Consider the following 16,436-nt stretch of genomic DNA (forward strand, 5'->3'; position numbering starts at 1 on the left):
CGACACTATAAAGCGTGCGGACCGGGGTCCGCACGCACAGAGCAGCCCAGGGCGCCCGGGCTGTCGATCAACGCTGCTCGGCAGCGACCAGCTCTGCCAGCTGCACCGCGTTCAGGGCTGCGCCCTTGCGCACGTTGTCCGACACGATCCACAGATTGAGGCCACGCGGATGCGACAGATCCTCGCGGATGCGGCCGACGTACACCGCATCGGTGCCCGATGCGTGGGTGACCGGCGTCGGATAGCCGCCGGCTTCATGGCGGTCGACCACCTCGATGCCGGGCGACTGTTCAAGCAGCGCACGGGCCTCGGCCACGGTGACCTTGTCGCGGGTCTCGATCGCCACCGACTCGGAATGGCCGTAGAACACCGGGACGCGCACCGCGGTCGGGTTCACCAGGATGCTGTCGTCGCCCAGGATCTTGCGGGTTTCCCACACCAGCTTCATTTCTTCCTTGGTGAAGCCGTTGTCCTGGAAGTCGTCGATGTGCGGGATCAGGTTGAAGGCGATCTGCACCGGGAAACGCTGCGGATCGATCTCCTGGAAACTCAGCAGCTGGCCGGTCTGCTTGCCCAGCTCCTCAAGTGCGGAGCGTCCACCGCCGGACACCGACTGATAGGTGGAGACGTTGATGCGCTCGATGCCATAGCGACGATGCAGCGGCGCCAGCGCGACCAGCATCTGCATGGTCGAGCAGTTGGGGTTGGCGATGATGCCGCGCGGACGATTGCCGATCTGGTCCGGATTGACCTCCGATACCACCAGCGGCACGTCATCGTCGTAACGGAAGGCCGAGGAGTTGTCGATCACCACCGCACCGGCGGCGGCGAACTTCGGTGCGTACTCCTTGGAGACGCTGCCACCTGCGGAGAACAGGGCGATCTCCACACCCTTCGGATCGAAGCTCGCCAGGTCCTGGATCCTGACCTTCTCGCCGTTGAACTCGACCTCACCACCGGCCGAACGCTCGGAGGCAAGCAGGCTCAGGGTTCCGACCGGGAAACCGCGCTCGGCCAAGATGGCCAGCATGGTCTCGCCGACGGCGCCGGTGGCACCGACGATGGCGACATGGAAGCGGCGTTGTGCATTGCTCATGGGGGAACTCTCAAGAAAACGGATGGGAAAAATTCACGCACGACAGCTGGGTTCGGGGAACCTCCTCGGACGGAACGCGCGGAGGCTCCCTATCGTTTCCCGTTTTTTTTGCCCAGGGCGGCACGTGCGGCCAGCGCCGCGTCGGCATTGATCGCGCTCGGCATGTGCGCCGGCCCGCCGGCCAGGCCGAGCGCGGCCAGCAGGTTGTCCACGGCCCGCTGCACCATCGCCGTACGCGTGGCCAGCGAAGCGCTGCCGATGTGCGGGGTCAGCACGACGTTGCGCAGCGCCAGCAGTTCCGGGCGTACGGCCGGCTCGCCTTCGTAGACGTCCAGCCCGGCAGCGGCCAGGCGCCCATGGGCCAGTGCATCGGCCAGCGCTGTTTCGTCGACCAGGCCTCCGCGCGCGATGTTCACCAGCGTGGCCGTCGGTTTCATCTTCGCCAGCGCAGCGGCGTCGATCAGGTGGTGCGAGGCCGGGGTGTAAGGCAGCACAAGCACCAGATGGTCGGACTGCGCCAGCAGCGTATCCAGATCGACATAAGCGGCACCGACTGCTGCTTCGGCATCTGCTGGCAGTCGCGAGCGGTTGTGGTACAGCACCTTCATGCCGAAACCATGCGCGCCGCGACGGGCGATGCCCTGGCCGATCCGCCCCATGCCGAGAATGCCCAGGGTGCTGCCGTGGATGTCGGCACCGAGCATGGTCTGGAACGACCATTGCTGCCAGTGCCCTTCACGCAGCCAGCGCTCGGATTCGGTGATCCGGCGCGCGGCGGCCATCAGCAGTGCGAAGCCCAGATCGGCGGTGGTCTCGGTAAGCACGTCGGGGGTATTGCTGGCCAGGATGCCCGCCGCGCTGAGCGCGGTCACATCCAGGTTGTTGTAGCCCACGCCGACGTTGGCAACGACCTGCAGCCGCGAGGCATTGGCCAGCTCGGCCGCGCCGATACGCTCGTTGAGGGTGATGATCGCGCCATCGGCGCTGGCCAGTTGTGCGGCGATCTGCTCAGGCGACCACACGGTGACGGCGTCGGTGGTGCGCAGCTGCACGCGATCACGCAGCGGCGCGATGGCCGCCTCGATCAGCGGCTGGCTCACCCACACCGTCGGCCGCGTTTCAGCCATCGACCTGCCCGGGAATGCGGGGCGTGATGGTGCCGACATCGCCGCATTGCGCGCGGTGACGCAATGCCTGGTCCATCAGCACCAGCGCCACCATCGCTTCGGCGATCGGCGTGGCGCGGATGCCGACGCAGGGATCATGGCGGCCAGTGGTGACCACTTCGACCACGTTGCCGGCGGTGTCCAGCGATGGGCCCGGCAGGCGCAGGCTGGAGGTCGGCTTCAACACCATCGACGCAACCACCGGCTGGCCGGTGGAAATGCCGCCCAGGATGCCGCCCGCGTGATTGCTGGCGAAACCCTGCGGGGTCAGCAGGTCACGGTGTTCAGTGCCCTTCTGGGCCGCGCTGGCGAACCCGTCGCCGATCTCCACGCCCTTGACCGCGTTGATGCTCATCAGCGCCGCCGCAAGCTCGCCATCGAGCTTGCCGTAGATCGGCTCGCCCCAGCCCGGGGGCACGTTGTCGGCAACCACGTCCACGCGCGCGCCGACCGAATCGCCGGACTTGCGCAGCGCATCCATGTACGCCTCCAGCTCCGGCACCTGCGCGGCGTGCGGCCAGAAGAACGGATTGTCTTCCACCGCCGACCAGTCGAAACCTGCAGGAGTGATCCCGCCCAGCTGCGACAGATACCCGCGCACGGTGACGCCGAAGCGCTCGGCCAACCACTTCTTGGCGACCACGCCCGCGGCCACGCGCATGGTGGTCTCGCGCGCCGAGGAACGGCCACCGCCCCGCGGATCGCGGATGCCGTACTTGTGCCAGTAGCTGTAGTCGGCATGGCCCGGCCGGAACTGCTGGCCGATGTTCGCGTAGTCCTTGCTGCGCTGATCGGTGTTGCGGATCAGCAGCGCGATCGGCGTGCCGGTGGTCAGGCCCTCGTACACGCCGGACAGGATCTCGACCTCATCGGCCTCGCGCCGCGCCGACGTGTGCCGGCTCTTGCCGGTGGCACGGCGCTGCAGATCGTGGGCAAATTCGGCCGCGTCCAGCGCCAGCCCGGGCGGACAGCCATCGATCACGCAGCCGATGGCCGGCCCGTGCGACTCGCCGAACGTGGTGACGGTGAACAGCTTGCCGAACGAATTGGAGCTCACGGCCGTTGCGCCGCCAGTTCGGTGATGCGGGCGCTGTGGGCGATCAGCTCGCGGCATTCGACCGCGAAAATGCCCATCTGCCCGACCTTGAACTCGATCCAGGCGAAGTCCACTTCCGGCAGCAGCTTGACCAGGTGCTGCTCGGACTCGCCCACTTCGCAGATCAGCAGGCCGTCCTCGCTCAGGTGCAGCGGCGCATCGCGCAGGATCTTCAGCACCAGGTCCAGGCCGTCATCGCCGGCACGCAGGCCCATTTCCGGCTCGTAGGAATATTCCTGCGGCAGGGCATCGGTCTCGTCGTTGGTGACGTACGGCGGGTTGGTGACGATCAGGTCGTAATGGCGGCCGGTCAGGCCACTGAACAGGTCGGACTTGATCAGCGTGACGTTGTGCGCCTGCAGGCGCTCCTTGTTCTCTTCGGCCAGCGACAGCGCGTCGTCGCTCAGGTCCACGCCGTCCACCTCCCAGTTCGGGTAATAGTGGCCCATTGCGATGGCGATGCAGCCCGAACCCGTGCACAGATCCAGCGCGCGGCTGACGTCGCGGCCGGCCAGCCAGGGTTCGAAACCACACTCGATCAGCTCGGCGATCGGCGAACGCGGCACCAGGGCGCGCGCGTCGCTCTTGAAGCTCAGGCCGGCGAACCACGCCTCGCCGGTCAGGTAGGCGGCCGGGATACGTTCGTCGATGCGGCGCTGGAACAGCCCCAGCACCCGCACCTTCTCCTCCTGCAGCAACCGCGCCTGGCCATACGCCGGGCCCAGGTCATGCGGCAGGTGCAGGCTGTGCAGCACCAGTTGGGTCGCCTCGTCCAGGGCGTTGTCGTAGCTGTGCCCGAAGGTCAGCCCGGCGGCGTTGAAACGGCTGGTGCCGTAGCGGATCAGGTCGATGATCGTGTGGAGTTCGGCGGCCGTTTCAGCGGTCATGGCGGTACTGCGGGCAAAGTGGCCCCCGATTATAGGGGCTGGCGCCTGCGCCGGCATCCGTTGCGACGGAAACGATCAGGCCGCAGCCGGTATGATGGGGACCACTTCGCGCGGGGGCTCCCATGTTCAATCGCAACGTCGGCATCATCCTGCTGATCGCCCTGGCGGCGGGCCTGGGCCTGCTCGCCGCGCAGCAGGTCTTTGCTCCGAAGCCCCCGGCCGGCCAGCCGGCCACCGAAGCGATCACCCTGTACCCGCAGCCGCGCGAGCTGCCCGACTTCAACCTGGCCCAGTCCGATGGCACGCGGCTCATTCCGGGCGAGCTGAAGGGCCATTGGACCCTGGTGTTCCTGGGGTTCACCTTCTGCCCCGACGTGTGCCCGACCACCCTGGCCGAACTGGCCGGTGCGCAGCAGCAGTGGGAAGCACTGCCCGACGGGCTGCGTCCGCGGGTGCTGTTCGTCTCCGTCGATCCCGAGCGCGACAGCGCCACCCGCCTTGGCGAGTACGCGCACGGCTTCCACAGGGACACCCTGGCGGCCACCGCCGACGTCCCTTCGCTGGAACGCTTCGCCACCGCACTGGGCTTCGTGTTCCAGAAGGTGCCGGGCAAGCATTTCGATGAGAATCCCGAGGATTACACCGTCGAGCACTCGGCCAGCCTGGCCGTGCTCGATCCGCAGGGCCGGCTCGCCGGCCTGGTGCGCCCCCCGTTCAACGCGCCGGCGATCGCCCGCGACCTGCAGAAGCTGACCGAGAAAACCGCCCCATGAGCCTCACCACCGCCCTGACATACGCCCTGCCCCATCGCCTGTTGTCCTCGATGGCGCGCTCGCTGGCGTACTCGGACAACCCGCGCGTGTCGCGCTGGCTGATCGACACCGTCAGCCGCAGGTTCAACGTCAATCTGGACGAAGCCGCCAACCCCGACCCGCGCAGTTACGCCACCTTCAACCAGTTCTTCACCCGTGCGCTGAAACCGGGTGCACGCGTGGCCGATGCCGATCCGCGCACCCTGGTGATGCCGGCCGACGGCCGTGTCAGCCAGCTCGGCAACATCGAGGCCGGCCGCATCTTCCAGGCCAAGGGCCAGTCGTTCACCGCCGCCGAGCTGCTGGGCAGCGCCGAGGACGCCAAGCCGTTCAACGACGGCCTGTACGCGACCGTCTACCTGTCCCCGCGCGACTACCACCGTGTGCACATGCCCTGGACCGGCACCCTGCGCGAGACCGTGCATGTGCCAGGCCGCCTTTTCAGCGTGGGTCCGGCCGCCGTGGCAGGCGTGCCACGCCTGTTCGCACGCAACGAGCGCCTGGTCTGCCATTTCGATACCAGCTTCGGCCCGATGGTGAGCGTGATGGTCGGCGCGCTGCTGGTCTCCGGCGTGGAGACAGTGTGGAGCGGCGAGGAGATCCCTCAGTACGGTGACCGCATCACCCGCAAGGACTATCGCGGCCAGGGCATCCGCCTGGAGCGCTTCGCGGAGATGGCACGCTTCAACTATGGCTCGACCGTGGTCGTGCTGCTGCCGCCGGGCGTGGCGGAGTTCGCTCCATACCTGGCTGCGGAGTCACCGGTGCAGCTGGGCCAGGCCCTGGCCACGCTGCGCTGACAATCCCGCCACCGGGTTGCTGCGCAGCGCCGGGCACGCGCCCGGCACTACGCACAGGCCCCTACTGCAGGGTGGGGGCCGGGCCGACGTCCATGCCGTCGTAGTCTTCCACACCCATCTGCGCTGCCAGCGCTGCCAGCTCCTGGTTGCGGCGATCCAGCGACGCTTCGTCGTGGACCTCCACGCGCTCCACATGCAGCACGTGGAACGGCGCGTCCCCCTCGTCCGGCTCCTGCTCGAACACCTCCACCAGGGTGTAGCCCTGCGCCTGCAGATGCGCGGCCAGTGCCTGCAGCGGCTCGGCAGTGGAATGCACGAAGAAATAGCCCCACAGCAGCGGGCCGCTGATGTCCCAGTCGGTGTTTTCGCGCAGATTGGCGAACAGGTTGCGGGTTGCTTCAAGGTCCATGGCAGTTCCAGAGGTCGTGGAGATTACTTTTCGCAGCCCTGCAGCTTCAGCACCTGGCCGTGGCGCAGGCTGTAGGCCGGTGCCTTCAGACCGTTGGCGCGTGCCAGCGTCGGCACGTCGCACTGGAACTTGGCCGCGATGCGGCCCAGCGTCTCGCCGCGGCCGACCTTGTAGCTGCGTGCCGGCTTCGGTCGCGCGGCCGGTGCCGGCCGAGGCGCGGCCACTGCCGCCACCGGTGCGGTCGGTACGCTGGTCGAACTGGCCGCATCGGCCACCGGCACCACGCCGCCCACCGCCACGCTGCCGGTGTAGCTGGCAGCGCTTGGCCGCACGATGGCGGCGTTGAGGTCGGCCGTAATCAGGGTGCGCGCCAGGTCGGCACGCGGTCCGCTCACGCAGTTGCGCTGATACAGGCTCGCGATGCGGGTGGTTGCGTTGATCAGGGTGCCGGCCGGAATCCAGCCATCAGCCTCATAACGCGGATTGAGGTTGCGCAGCGCACGCATGTAGCCATCACGGGTGCCGTGGCTGCCCAGGCAGATGGTCAGCTCGTAGATGGTGGTCGAGCGCGCCAGGCGCAGGGTGGCCGGCTGCGCGCTGATCTTCGGGAACTCCACGCCGTACTGCTGGGGGTGCAGGAAGATCCACGCCGCAGCAATCACCATCGGCACGTAATCCTTGGTTTCACCGGGGAACTGGTTGTAGACACGGTCGACCCAGAAGCTCTGCCCCGGATTCTCGCGCGCCACGCGCAGGGCGCGCCCTTCACCCCCGTTGTACCCGGCCAGCGACAACTCGATGTTGTTGTTGAGCTCGCGCATGCGCTCGTTGAGATAGGTCGCACTGGCTTCAGCAGCGCTGTGGGCATCGAAGCGGGTATCGAACCCGGTGCCGTCCGGACCGAGGCCGAAACGCCGCCCGGTGGCCGGCATGAACTGCATCAGGCCGGCGGCGCCAGCGCGCGAGGACGCATGCACGCGGCCATTGGATTCCTTGGCCATGATGCCGAACAGGAGCGCTTCGGGCAGGCCGCGCTTCTCCCACTCCGGCCACATCACGGCACGCAGGTTCTGGTAGTTCTCGTAGCTGGTCAGCAGCGCCGGACGCATGTCGGTCAGCCAGCGGCGGATGCCGGCCTGGACGGCCGGGTTGTACTCGACCATGTTGTCGAAGGCGTGCCGCTTGTCGTTGAGCAGTGCCGCTGCGCGTGCGGCTTCCGGCACGTCGGCGGTCAACGGACCGATATGGTCGGGGTCGGCTTCCAGCCGCTCGGCGGGCAGTTCACCGCCCTCGTCTTCCGCGGCCGCATCGGCATCGCGCTTGAGCAGGCGCTTGTAGGTGGCCAGCATGTTGCTCATCTGGCAACCCTTCTGCTTCACGCACTCACTGATGACATCCTCCATGTCCTCCAGCGCCGCGTCGGCCTCGTTGCTGCCCTTGGGGTCGGCGTTGGCCACCAGCAGCAGCGCATCGCTGTAACGCTTCTCGGCAGCCGTCATGCGCTGCTGCAGGGCATCTACCTTCACTTTGTCCCGGGCGGAAACCCGCTGGGCGTGGGCATCGGGGGCCAGGGAAACCAGGCCAGCCAGGGCCAGCAACGGCCAGGTGCGGGAAATCAGGACAGGAACGGGCATTTTTGGCACTGTGTGCGAAACAGGCAGGCAGAGTAGCGGCGCCGCCAAGGTCGGGGCAAGCCGACCTTCGGGCCGTCATCGCTGCCGGTTAACATTGGGCGCATTCACCACAAGGGCTGGACCATGGATCCGATTCTGCTCGGCAAAGGCATCACCGACGATGTGGCCGTCACCCTGCTGCCGAAACTCGGCAACCGCCACGGGCTGGTGGCGGGCGCCACCGGCACCGGCAAGACCGTGACCCTGATGACCCTGGCCGAAGGATTCTCGCGGCTCGGGGTTCCGGTGTTCCTCGCTGACGTGAAGGGCGATGTGTCCGGCCTGGCCGTGCCCGGCACGGGCAGCGAAGCGCTGCTGAAGCGCGCCGCGGACATCGGCGTGGCCGACTATGCGCCGGCGGGCAGCCCGGCCATCTTCTGGGACCTGTACGGAAAACTCGGCCACCCGGTGCGCACCACCGTCAGCGAGATGGGGCCGACCCTGCTCGCGCGCATCCTCGAATTGAATGACACCCAGGCCGGCGTGCTGGACATCGTGTTCAAGCTGGCCGACGACCGCGGCCTGCTGTTGCTGGACATGGATGATCTGCGGGCCCTGCTCGGCCTGGTCGCCGAAGAGCGCAAGGACATTTCCACCGAGTACGGACTGGTCAGCGCGCAGTCGATCGCAGCGATCCAGCGTGCCGTGCTGCGGCTGGCGCAGGACGGCGGTGAGAACTTCTTCGGCGAGCCGGCACTGGAACTGGCCGACATCATGCGGGTCAATCACGACGGCCGCGGTGTGATCGGCATCCTCGCCGCCGACCAGCTGGTGCTCAAGCCCAAGCTGTACTCGACCTTCCTGCTCTGGCTGCTGTCGGAACTGTTCGAACAACTGCCGGAAGTGGGCGACCTCGACAAGCCCAAGCTGGTGTTCATCTTCGACGAGGCCCACCTGCTGTTCGACGATGCGCCTTCCTCGCTGGTGCAGCGCATCGAGCAGGTGGTGCGGCTGATCCGCTCCAAGGGCGTGGGCGTGTACTTCTGCTCGCAGTTCCCCGACGACGTGCCCTCCAACATCCTGGGCCAGCTCGGCAACCGCGTGCAGCACGCGCTGCGGGCCTTCACGCCGCGCGACCAGAAGGCGGTCAGGACCGCCGCCGAAACCTTCGTGCCGAACCCGAAGCTGGATGTCGCCAAGGTGCTGAGCCAGCTCGGCACCGGTGAAGCACTGGTTTCCACGTTGCAGGACAAGGGCGTGCCGATGCCGGTCCAGCAGACGATGATCGCGCCGCCCCGCTGCCGGATGGGGCCGGTCACCGAGGCCGAGCGCGCACAGGTGCGTGCCGGCAGCCCGGTCGGCAGCCGCTACGACACGGCCGTCAACCGTGAATCGGCCGCCGAGCTGCTGGCCCAGCGGGCGCAGAAGAGCGTGGAGCAGGCCCAGACCCCGGCCGCGCGCAGCCGCGAGCAGGACGAGGCACAGGAAGGTGGATTCGGCCAGGCGATCAAGGATGCGATCTTCGGCACCAAGCGTCGCCAGGGCATGATTGAAACCATGGCCAAGCAGACCACGCGCACGGTCGGGACCAAGCTGGGCAACCAGATCGTGCGCGGCATCCTGGGCGGCATCTTCGGCGGCAAGCGCTGAGGCCCTTTCGTATTCCTGAGAAGAAGCTGTATTACATGTCCCGTTGGCGTCCGCCCGCAGAGAAAAGCACCGCCCTGATCACCGCCGCCGGCCACGCCCGGCTGAAAGCCGAGCTGGACGACCTGTGGCGGGTACGCAGGCCCGAGGTGGTGAAGGCGCTGGCCGCTGCCGCCGCCGAGGGCGACCGCTCGGAGAACGCCGAGTACACCTACCGCAAGAAGCAGTTGGGTGAAATCGACCGCCGCGTGCGCTACCTGACCAAGCGGCTCGAATCGCTGCGTGTGGTCGATACCACGCCGACCGATCCACAAGCGGTGTTCTTCGGTGCATGGATCGAACTGGAGAACATCGACAGTGGTGAGACCAGCCGTTACCGCATCGTTGGGCCGGATGAAACCGACGCCGGCCTGGGCTGGATCAGCATCGACTCGCCGCTGGCGCGGGCCGTGCTGAAGAAGCGCCTGGACGATGAATTCTCGGTGGAACTGCCGGGCGGCCGGTTCACCTTCGCGGTGATCAGCGTCGAGTACCCGTCTTCGTAACACCGAGCCCTCCCGGCGTTGCTGTCAATCCAGCGCCGGGCATGGCCCGGCGCTACCGGGGCAAGAGCGGCGGCGGGTACAGGCGGCCCTGCCGCAGCGGGCGGAAGTAGTCGGCGTTGCCATGGAAGGCGGCGTCCTGCTGCGGGTACCAGCCGGGGATTCCGGCCAGTGGCAGCGGGCGCAGCTGCAGCGGATCGGTCACCGTCGCGCCCTGCTCGATCGCCCGGGCCACGGTCTCGATGCAGGCACCCTCATCATCGCCGCGCACCACCACGCACTTGCCGACCAGCAGGCGCCCCGGCAGCAACGCCTGTTCCATCAGTGCATGGCCGAACACCGCGGCGATGGTGATGCGACCGGCCTGCCAGTGCGGCGGCGCGAACAGCATCGGCCAGTCGTGGGCGTCCCACGCAGCGATCAGCGCATCGTCCTGGACGCACACGATCACGCCGGTCTCGTCGAACTGGGTCAGCGCCGCCTGCGCGCGATTGCGTTGACCGGCTGGCATCGTGGCGACGTGCAGGCATTGCCGCCTGTTGAGCGCGTGCTTCAGCTGCGGGTGACACGCCCACACCAGTGCATTGAACAGATCGTGCCAGCTCGCCGCACGGGTGGCGATACGCCCCTGCGCGATGCGCACTTCGTAGTGCAGGCCATCGGCCAGCAACGCCGCATCCTGCTCGACCAGTCGTCGCCCGCGCAACGCCAGCCGCGTATCCAGCTCGGCAACGGTCGGCCAGCGGTCGCCGGACAGAAGATCGCGGAAGGCACGCACCCGGGCAAACAGCGGATGATCGAACACCGCCGGGTCCACCGCCGCGCGCAGCGGCGGCACGAATCGCCGAGGGCTGCCAGCGTGGCCGGCAGCACCCTTGGCCATGATCAGAGCACCTTCAGGTCGAAGGCCGGGCGCGTGGTCGGCGGCAGCGCGTCGCCATACAGATCGTGCTCGTCGCTCTCGGTGATTTCCACGTTGATGAATTCGCCTACGCGCAGCGGCACCTGGTCGGCATTCTGGATATGCACCAGTCCATCGATTTCCGGTGCATCGGCCCTGGAACGGGCCACGGCGATGTCACCTTCGATGGCATCGACCAGGCACTGCTGCACCGTGCCGATCTTGGCCTCCAGACGTGCGGCCGAGATCTGTGCCTGCTTTTCCATGAAGCGCGCCAGGCGCTCCTGCTTCACCTCTTCCGGGACAGGGTCCGGAAGAGCGTTGGCGGTAGCCCCCTCGACCGGCGAATACGCGAACGCACCCACGCGGTCCAGCTGCGCCTCATCGAGGAACGACAGCAGCTCCTCGAACTCCGCTTCGGTCTCGCCCGGGAAACCGACGATGAAGGTCGAACGCACGGTGATGTCCGGCGCGATGCGACGCCAGTTCTGCACGCGCTCCAGCGTCTTTTCCACCGCACCGGGGCGCTTCATCAGTCGCAGGATACGCGGGCTGGCGTGCTGGAACGGAATGTCCAGGTACGGCAGGATGCGGTTCTCGGCCATCAACGGCACCACGTCATCCACGTGCGGGTACGGGTACACGTAGTGCATGCGCACCCACGCGTCCAGTTCGGACAGGCCCTCGCACAGCGCCTTCAGGCGGGTCTGGTAGGCCTTGTCGCGCCACATCTTCTCGGCGTACTTCACGTCCACGCCGTAGGCGGAGGTGTCCTGCGACACCACCAGCAGCTCACGCACACCGCCCCGGACCAGGCGCTCGGCTTCGCGCAGCACTTCATCGACCGGGCGCGAGACCAGCTTGCCGCGCATCGACGGAATGATGCAGAAACTGCACGCGTGGTTGCAGCCTTCGGAAATCTTCAGATAGGCGTAGTGGCGCGGGGTCAGCTTGATGCCGTAGTCGGGCACCAGGTCCACGAACGGATCATGCCGGGGCGGCAGCGCCTCATGCACCGCCTCCATCACGCTCTGGTAGTCCTGCGGGCCGGACACCGCCAGCACGTTCGGGTACGCCTCACGGATCTGTTCGGGGCGCTTGCCCAGGCAGCCGGTGACGATGACCTTGCCGTTCTGGTTCATCGCCTCGCCGATGGCGTCCAGCGACTCCGTCACCGCCGAATCGATGAAGCCACAGGTGTTGACCACCACCACGTCGGCCGAGTCATAGGACGGGACGATGTCGTATCCCTCCGACCGCAGCTGGGTCAGGATGCGCTCGGAATCGACAAGGGCCTTCGGGCAGCCAAGGCTGACGAAGCCGACTTTGGGGTTCAGCTGGGACATGGAATCGCGGGACTCTGGGGGCCTGGGCCCCTGCCGGAGTGGCAGGGGTTCCTGGGGGCCGGGGCCTGAAAGGGCGCCAGTATACCGGGGTTGAGGGCCGCGCTCTGAACGGCCCCGGGGTGTACTGAGGGGAGCGTCCCGGATTCGGCCCCACGTGCCATCTCCATCAGCGGGGTACCCGTGAACGCGTCAAGGCCCCCGGCGGCTTGAGCTGGAGCTCCGGCTCGACCCGGCGGAACGCGCTGCGAAGGCTCGACGCTCACGGAGCGACAATCGTCTCACGGTCCACCGTCGCCACGGCCGCACGGGAGCGTTGATTGCGACATCAATAGACGTTGATTGATCCGTTGTTTGTTGGGCCCGCGTATTCATCGCTCGCGGAGGTCATGCAGCGCCTGTAGATTTCCCTGCCAACGAATTCTGGAAACGAGCAGTTCCCACCGAATTGAAATTGACTCCGATTGGCGCATTCCACTGGTCGCCAATGCAAAAAAGTAGTACCCCACCTTGGGCTGCGTCATGCCGCTGGAGGCTGGATTCGAATCCTCCGCCGGATCTGAATCACCCTCACAGGACCAACCAACGACGGCCGACTCGCCAGATATCACGGTTTCGCCACGCCGCACCTTGGAGTTCATGACTTCGCAGGCGGCCTGGTGATAGAGCTTTGTGGTTTCATTCTGATCATCATAACGATATACAAAACCGCCCTTTCCATCCTTGAAAAGGCGCACCTGGACAGCCACGTCGCCGCCTTCGAAATCAGAGAGGCGCACCGTCCGCTCAACCCACTGCCTGCCATCCGATGACGCCATCTGGCGGTCCTGGTACGACGATTGGTTGGCCATAGCCACCGTGTGCATTGTTGCCATCCCCAATGCACACAGAAGGCGAAATTCCTTTTTCATTTCATGAAACTCCATTTATCGGGCGCCTGCGCCTTCACGCCGCGCCCCGGAAACATGCCGAGATATGATCAGCCCCACATCGCCCCTCCAGACTGGAGTTCCGCGAACGAAACGCTATCTGCTCGCCCTCTTGGCTTCAGCAGGTGCTTTACTGAATCTACTGTCAGAGCCAGGCCGAATCAGATGCCAGAATCCCTGGCAGGATCGTCCGCGAAGCATTCGGTCAAGTCGCGATCCGACGTCGCTCGATGCATCAGCCGCCCGATCACGCACAGCCGCAGACGCCGCGCTAACCCGCCCAGCGCCGACAATGCAGGCCTGTCCACTGCTATGAGGAACCCGACGATGTCCGAATGGATCACCCTGGATACGCATCATGGCCCGGTCCGGGCCTGGCAGGCCCTGCCGGCGGGCACGCCGCGTGGCGGCCTGGTGGTCGTGCAGGAGATCTTCGGCGCCAATCCGCACATCCGTGGCGTGGCCGAGCGCTTCGCCGCCGAAGGCTATGCCGTGCTGGCGCCGTCGTTCTTCGACCTGGTCGATGGCCCGGACGCCGACCCCGACGCCCTGCCCTATGACCCTGAAGGGGTGAAACAGGGCCTGGAACGGGTAAGTGCGCTGGGCATTGAACGGGCACTGGAAGTGGTGCGCGCCGCAGCAACCCGGCTTGCCCCCTTCGGCAAGGTCGGCACGGTCGGCTACTGCTGGGGCGGAACGGTGGCGATGCTGTCCGCGCTGCGCCTCGGCCTGCCCTCGGTGAGCTATTACGGCGCACGCAACGTGCAGTATCTGGACGAGACACCGAAGGCGCCGGTGATCTTCCACTTCGGCGCGCAGGACCGCAGCATCCCGCCTGAGGCCGTGGAGGCGCATCGCCAGAAGCTGCCGCAGATGGCGACCTATGTCTACCCGGCCGACCATGCCTTCAACCGCGAGGTCGGACATGCGTATGATCCAGACAGCGCCACCCTGGCGCTGCAACGCACCCTGGACTTCTTCACGGAGCATCTTGGATGAGCGATTTCGAACTTGATTCCCGCCTGGCCACCGACAGCGTTCTGGTGGCGCAAGGCCCGCTGTCGCAAGTGCGGTTGATGAACGACGAACGGTTTCCCTGGCTGATCCTGGTGCCGCGTCTGGCCGGGGTAACGGAGTGGATCGAACTGGACGGCGACCAGCAGGACAAGCTGCGCACCGAACTCAACCGCGCCTGCAAGGCCCTGAAGGGCTCCGACGGGGTGGAGAAGATCAACATCGGCGCATTGGGCAACATCGTGCGCCAGCTGCATTTCCACGTGATCGGCCGCCACGACGGCGATCCGGCGTGGCCGGGACCGGTGTGGGGCAGCGGTCCTGCGCACCGCTACGAACCGGACGCCCTGCAGCAGCATGTCGCCTACTGGAAGGAACGGCTAGGATATCCGGCCCACTCCTGAGCCTGTGCCGACACGATGCGATTCAACCTCGTCGCCGCCATCCTGCTGATCCTGATCGGCCTGTTCATGCTTGCCAGCAACCTGGGCTGGACGCACCTGAACCTGTCCAAGCTGCTGCTGACCTGGTGGCCGGTGGCCCTGGTCGGCGTCGGCATCGCCATGCTGTTCGGCCGCGGCAAATAAGCGAAGGCGGCGCAAGCGCCGCCTTCGATCGAGCGACGCCGGGCATGACCCGGCGCTACCGGTCCGTCAGGTGCGCGGCAGGGTGACGCCGGTCTGGCCCTGGTACTTGCCACCACGGTCCTTGTAGGACGTTTCGCAGATATCATCGGCCGCCGCCTGGAAGAACAGCATCTGGGCCACGCCTTCGTTGGCGTAGATGCGCGCCGGCAGCGGCGTGGTGTTGCTGAACTCCAGGGTCACATGGCCTTCCCACTCCGGCTCGAGCGGAGTGACGTTGACGATGATGCCGCAACGCGCGTAGGTGCTCTTGCCCAGGCACACCACGAGGGTGTCGCGCGGAATGCGGAAATACTCCACGGTACGCGCCAGCGCGAAGCTGTTGGGCGGGATGATGCATTCGTCGGCGGTGATGTCGACGAAGCTGCCCGAATCGAAGTGCTTCGGGTCCACGATGGTCGAGTTGATGTTGGTGAACACCTTGAACTCGCGCGAGCAACGCACGTCGTAGCCGTAGCTGGAGGTACCGTAGCTGACGATGCGCTGGCCGTTGACCTGCTTCACCTGCCCGGCCTCGAACGGCTCGATCATGCCGTGCTGTTCGGACATGCGGCGGATCCAACGGTCACTCTTGATGCTCATGCTCTGTCCTGGGTGCGAGGGGGCGCGAGGATTCTAGCAGGGGGCCGGGCGCCACCGCCCTCCCCGCCCGGTCCCTACAGCAGCGACGACAGGATCGGGATCGAGGCACGCGGGCGCTTGCCCACTTCCTCGATGAGCCGCTGCGCGGCGTGGCGATAGGCCTGGGCCGGCAGGGAATCCGGCTGCGCGGCGGTGATCGGTGTGCCTGCGTCACCCTGCTCACGGATGCCGATCTGCAACGGCAGCGATCCCAGCAGCGGCACGCCGTACTGCGCCGCCATGCGCTCCCCGCCCCCCTCGCCGAACAGGTGCTCGACGTGGCCGCACTGGCTGCAGGTATGTACCGCCATGTTCTCGACGATGCCCAGCACCGGCACTTCGACCTTCTCGAACATCTTCAGTGCCTTCTTCGCATCCAGCGTGGCGATGTCCTGCGGCGTGGTGACGATCACCGCACCGGCCAGCGGAATCTTCTGGGTCAGCGTCAGCTGGATGTCACCGGTGCCGGGCGGCAGGTCGATCAACAGGAAGTCGAGGTCGTCCCACAGGGTGTCGTTGAACAGCTGGGTCATTGCCGAGGTCGCCATCGGCCCACGCCAGATCATCGGCGTGTCTTCCTCGATCAGGTAACCGATCGACATGGTGTCCACACCGAAGGCACGCAGCGGTTCGATGCTCTTGTTGTCCGGGCTTTCCGGGCGGCCGGACAGGCCCAGCATGGCGGGAACGCTGGGGCCATAGATGTCCGCATCGAGCACGCCCACCCGCGCGCCCAGCTGCTGCAGCGCCACCGCCAGATTGACGGCCGTGGTGGACTTGCCGACACCGCCCTTGCCCGAGCCGACCGCGATCACGTTGCGGATGCGCGCGTGCGGTGCCAGCCCCTTCTGCACCTGGCTTGCATGGGGACGACGGGTCGGACTGTTCACTGCGGGCTCCGGCGGAAAGTCAGGAA

At 66.6% G+C, this 16,436-nt stretch carries 18 protein-coding genes; 7 read left to right on the top strand and 11 right to left on the bottom strand.

The genetic code is table 11. The features are described from left to right. Positions 1-67 precede the first annotated feature (67 nt). From ACVOME_RS06100 to prmB, 4 genes are all read right to left on the bottom strand, one after another. Positions 68-1,096, bottom strand: a complete 1,029-nt coding sequence (locus tag ACVOME_RS06100) for an aspartate-semialdehyde dehydrogenase (RefSeq protein ID WP_053516858.1) — start codon at positions 1,094-1,096, stop codon at positions 68-70. Between the two features lie 89 nt (positions 1,097-1,185). Beyond that, the gene (locus tag ACVOME_RS06105) at positions 1,186-2,223 is read right to left on the bottom strand and encodes a 2-hydroxyacid dehydrogenase (RefSeq protein ID WP_053516856.1); all 1,038 of its coding nucleotides are present in this window, start codon (positions 2,221-2,223) and stop codon (positions 1,186-1,188) included. Further along, on the bottom strand, positions 2,216-3,319 hold the full coding sequence (gene aroC, locus ACVOME_RS06110) for a chorismate synthase (RefSeq protein WP_053516854.1): 1,104 nt from the start codon (positions 3,317-3,319) through the stop codon (positions 2,216-2,218). The genes ACVOME_RS06105 and aroC overlap by 8 nt, the downstream gene beginning before the upstream one ends. Further along, the gene (gene prmB, locus ACVOME_RS06115; protein ID WP_481504836.1) at positions 3,316-4,245 is read right to left on the bottom strand and encodes a 50S ribosomal protein L3 N(5)-glutamine methyltransferase; all 930 of its coding nucleotides are present in this window, start codon (positions 4,243-4,245) and stop codon (positions 3,316-3,318) included. The genes aroC and prmB overlap by 4 nt, the downstream gene beginning before the upstream one ends. A gap of 122 nt (positions 4,246-4,367) precedes the next feature. On the opposite strand from prmB, the gene ACVOME_RS06120 reads away from it, so the two are divergent. Both ACVOME_RS06120 and asd read left to right on the top strand, forming a co-directional pair. Then, positions 4,368-5,018: an SCO family protein gene (locus ACVOME_RS06120; protein WP_065181843.1), complete on the top strand. Its 651-nt coding sequence runs from the start codon at positions 4,368-4,370 to the stop codon at positions 5,016-5,018. Beyond that, positions 5,015-5,857: an archaetidylserine decarboxylase gene (asd, locus tag ACVOME_RS06125; RefSeq protein WP_481504837.1), complete on the top strand. Its 843-nt coding sequence runs from the start codon at positions 5,015-5,017 to the stop codon at positions 5,855-5,857. Before ACVOME_RS06120 ends, asd begins: the two co-directional genes overlap by 4 nt. A 61-nt stretch (positions 5,858-5,918) precedes the next feature. On the opposite strand, the gene ACVOME_RS06130 is transcribed toward asd, so the two are convergent. Then, complete coding sequence (locus ACVOME_RS06130; RefSeq protein WP_053516848.1) at positions 5,919-6,266, bottom strand: ribonuclease E inhibitor RraB; 348 nt, start codon at positions 6,264-6,266, stop codon at positions 5,919-5,921. 23 nt (positions 6,267-6,289) lie between these two features. Continuing rightward, complete coding sequence (locus tag ACVOME_RS06135) at positions 6,290-7,900, bottom strand: transglycosylase SLT domain-containing protein (protein ID WP_065174896.1); 1,611 nt, start codon at positions 7,898-7,900, stop codon at positions 6,290-6,292. Between the two features lie 123 nt (positions 7,901-8,023). Between ACVOME_RS06135 and ACVOME_RS06140 the strand changes: the two genes are divergently transcribed. Together ACVOME_RS06140 and greB are read left to right on the top strand one after the other, a co-directional pair. Beyond that, complete coding sequence (locus tag ACVOME_RS06140) at positions 8,024-9,529, top strand: helicase HerA-like domain-containing protein (protein WP_053516846.1); 1,506 nt, start codon at positions 8,024-8,026, stop codon at positions 9,527-9,529. A 35-nt stretch (positions 9,530-9,564) separates the two neighbouring features. Next, positions 9,565-10,071, top strand: coding sequence for a transcription elongation factor GreB (gene greB, locus ACVOME_RS06145; RefSeq protein ID WP_053516845.1), 507 nt, complete (start codon positions 9,565-9,567; stop codon positions 10,069-10,071). Between the two features lie 52 nt (positions 10,072-10,123). On the opposite strand, the gene ACVOME_RS06150 is transcribed toward greB, so the two are convergent. The 3 genes from ACVOME_RS06150 to ACVOME_RS06160 all read right to left on the bottom strand — a co-directional run bounded on the left by ACVOME_RS06150 (position 10,124) and on the right by ACVOME_RS06160 (position 13,223). Continuing rightward, positions 10,124-10,957 (bottom strand): DUF3025 domain-containing protein, encoded by an 834-nt coding sequence (locus ACVOME_RS06150; RefSeq protein WP_481504860.1) that lies wholly within the window; start codon positions 10,955-10,957, stop codon positions 10,124-10,126. Further along, positions 10,954-12,315, bottom strand: coding sequence for a 30S ribosomal protein S12 methylthiotransferase RimO (gene rimO / locus ACVOME_RS06155; protein ID WP_053516842.1), 1,362 nt, complete (start codon positions 12,313-12,315; stop codon positions 10,954-10,956). Before rimO ends, ACVOME_RS06150 begins: the two co-directional genes overlap by 4 nt. A gap of 368 nt (positions 12,316-12,683) precedes the next feature. Continuing rightward, positions 12,684-13,223 (bottom strand): hypothetical protein, encoded by a 540-nt coding sequence (locus ACVOME_RS06160; protein ID WP_481504838.1) that lies wholly within the window; start codon positions 13,221-13,223, stop codon positions 12,684-12,686. A 345-nt stretch (positions 13,224-13,568) separates the two neighbouring features. Between ACVOME_RS06160 and ACVOME_RS06165 the strand changes: the two genes are divergently transcribed. From ACVOME_RS06165 to ACVOME_RS06175, 3 genes are read left to right on the top strand one after another with little or no spacing between them, the layout of a single operon-like run. Continuing rightward, positions 13,569-14,240, top strand: a complete 672-nt coding sequence (locus ACVOME_RS06165) for a dienelactone hydrolase family protein (RefSeq protein ID WP_065174892.1) — start codon at positions 13,569-13,571, stop codon at positions 14,238-14,240. Beyond that, entirely contained in the window at positions 14,237-14,659 is a 423-nt protein-coding gene (locus tag ACVOME_RS06170; protein WP_053516834.1) for an HIT domain-containing protein, read from the top strand. The genes ACVOME_RS06165 and ACVOME_RS06170 overlap by 4 nt, the downstream gene beginning before the upstream one ends. Before the next feature lie 15 nt (positions 14,660-14,674). After that, positions 14,675-14,842, top strand: a complete 168-nt coding sequence (locus tag ACVOME_RS06175) for a LiaI-LiaF-like domain-containing protein (RefSeq protein ID WP_005410498.1) — start codon at positions 14,675-14,677, stop codon at positions 14,840-14,842. A 66-nt stretch (positions 14,843-14,908) separates the two neighbouring features. Here ACVOME_RS06175 and dcd read toward each other — a convergent pair whose 3' ends face one another. Beyond that, positions 14,909-15,481, bottom strand: coding sequence for a dCTP deaminase (gene dcd, locus ACVOME_RS06180; RefSeq protein WP_065174891.1), 573 nt, complete (start codon positions 15,479-15,481; stop codon positions 14,909-14,911). A 74-nt stretch (positions 15,482-15,555) separates the two neighbouring features. Beyond that, on the bottom strand, positions 15,556-16,410 hold the full coding sequence (gene apbC, locus ACVOME_RS06185; protein WP_053516830.1) for an iron-sulfur cluster carrier protein ApbC: 855 nt from the start codon (positions 16,408-16,410) through the stop codon (positions 15,556-15,558). Between the last annotated feature and the right edge of the window lie 26 nt (positions 16,411-16,436).

It is taken from the genome of Stenotrophomonas sp. STEN008 (assembly GCF_056760435.1).